Here is a 2,161-nt window from a genome sequence, read left to right on the forward strand (position 1 = left end):
AAGGTTTCTTTGCTACAGACTGTGCTGTAATAATTACACCAACCTGTTATAATGGGTTTGAGTCGGCTAATTAGAGCCTTCTGTGGAGCAGCTTTATATCTATCAATAACAGAGGAAAGCTGCTCATAATGCTTGTGGATTTTCTGTTTAGATGGTTTGATGATGGTCTTAAAACCTTGTTTTGACTGGTTTTTACCAACCTGATATTGACGGACATTGAATCCGAGAAAGTCAAATCCATCCATGGTGTGGGTAATCCTGGTCTTACTTGATTTTAGTTCCAAGCCCATGTCCATCAACCATAGGTTGATGACCTTCTGGCATTCTTCTACCACGGTTAGGTCTTTGTGCATGATGACAAAATCATCAGCATATCGAACCAAACTTAAGGCTGATTTGTTATCCCGTTTTTTTCCGGGTAATGTTTCGGCATATTGTTTAATCCGTTTTTCCATGCCGTGAAGGGCTATGTTGGCCAGTAGAGGGGATATTACTCCCCCCTGTGGTGTGCCCTTATCTGTAGTGGAGAATGTGTCATTGTCCATCACACCAGCCTTGAGCCAGGAACGTATTAAACGTTTCATGGATGGATAAGTATTTAATTTTCTCAGAAGTGCATCGTGGTTGATTTTATCGAAGCATTTGGCAATATCAGCATCTAGAACCCATTTTGGTTTTTGTTTGATACTGTTGAATATTGCTTCGATGGCATCGTGGCCTGAGCGTCCTGGTCTAAACCCATATGAATTAGGTTCAAATTGTGCCTCCCATTCTGGTTCTAATGCCAGTTTGGCAAGAGCTTGCAATGTTCGGTCATACATGGTAGGGATGCCTAGTGGGCGTTTTTCACCTTTACCAGGTTTGGGAATCCAAACCCGTCGAGTTGGTTTGGCCTTTCCGCAGACTTTCAAGTTGTTAACTAGGGACAGACGTTGTAATGGTGTTAATGATTTGATACCATCAACCCCAGCCGTCTTCTTACCCTTGTTATCTTGTGTGACCCTACGCACCGCAATCATTTTTGCAGTCCAAGACTTCATCAAGGTTTTTTGTAGTCGTCTAACCGCGCGAACATCGCCACGTTGGGAGGCTCGAAATATTCGTTTTTGCAACTTAAATAGGGCTCGTTTTAACTTACGCCAATTGACCTTATTCCATTCCGACGTATGGGAGAATCCCATCGTTTTAGACTTATTCATTGGTACTTGCGACTATTTCTTTTCCTACAACGTGAGTCCGTCTGCATATCCTAGGCATTACCCTAGGCGTTAGCAACTGAGCTCAATCTTGCCCCCATATGACTTGCGGCTAACTACCTACTTGGATATCGACCTTTCCAAGAGTACAAACAGGGGTTACTTCGTTCCTGATTACCATTGGTTGGACTTTTAGGGTGGTACTGTTCACCGGGAGGTGTGGTTTTGGGAATCACTTCATGGAGATGGAACCTTGAAGTCAGTGCCTCCTTTGACATTTTGTCTATGGCGTGTCAGCCTTTGCGCCATACGATGGTAACGATGATTTGAGCGTACCTTCCTTGCGTACCCATAAGTCCTTGCCTGCTACTAACACCGGATGAGGCTTCTAGTGCTTCGCTGTTTGACCCCGCTTTACCCATAGGTTTGTTAGTTCCTATGAATAGGGGTAAGGCTGTCAGGAGGATTCCACTCCGGCTGGACTTGCTTATACTCACCAGCATGGTTATCAAGTTATCTAGGTTCCAAATAGAGCGTGGTGCTCTGTCTGGCTAGCGGCTAATCCCCCAAGCCCTTTCTGGACAAGGTTTATAGCCAACGAATCGCACCCATCTCCCCATCTCCCCATCTCCCCATCTCCCCATCTCCCCATCTCCCGTTTCTCCCCATCTCCCCATCTCCCTATCTCCCTATCTCCCCACACTCCCCGCACTACCTAAGACACTCTGTACCGGATATGCTAAAGTCCAAGTGTAAATTTCCTGACCTAATCAGTTAACTTGTGGAGAATAGGATCAGTTTCTTGGCAAGTGGTTGAAAATCAATAGAAGATTGATAAACCACTGAGTTATTTGGAAGTAAGGGCAAGTCGTGGATATTGTCGAACTTATTGCAAAAGGTGGGATCGCCATGTGGCCTCTGTTGGCTCTATCGATCCTGACTATGGGTACAATCTTTGAACGGAT

The 2,161-nt window shown here is 44.9% G+C and carries 2 protein-coding genes; both read right to left on the reverse strand.

The window, feature by feature from the left end:
* Positions 1-1,199 (reverse strand): group II intron reverse transcriptase/maturase (gene ltrA, locus F6K49_RS42990; RefSeq protein WP_293107702.1); only part of this gene is annotated, 1,199 nt, incomplete at its 3' end.
* A 548-nt stretch (positions 1,200-1,747) separates the two neighbouring features.
* Positions 1,748-1,873 carry a hypothetical protein gene (locus tag F6K49_RS42995; protein WP_293107705.1) on the reverse strand — a complete coding sequence of 42 codons (126 nt, stop codon included), beginning with the start codon at positions 1,871-1,873 and terminating at the stop codon, positions 1,748-1,750.
* Positions 1,874-2,161: the final 288 nt, after the last annotated feature.

It is taken from the genome of Moorena sp. SIO3I6, from assembly GCF_010672095.1.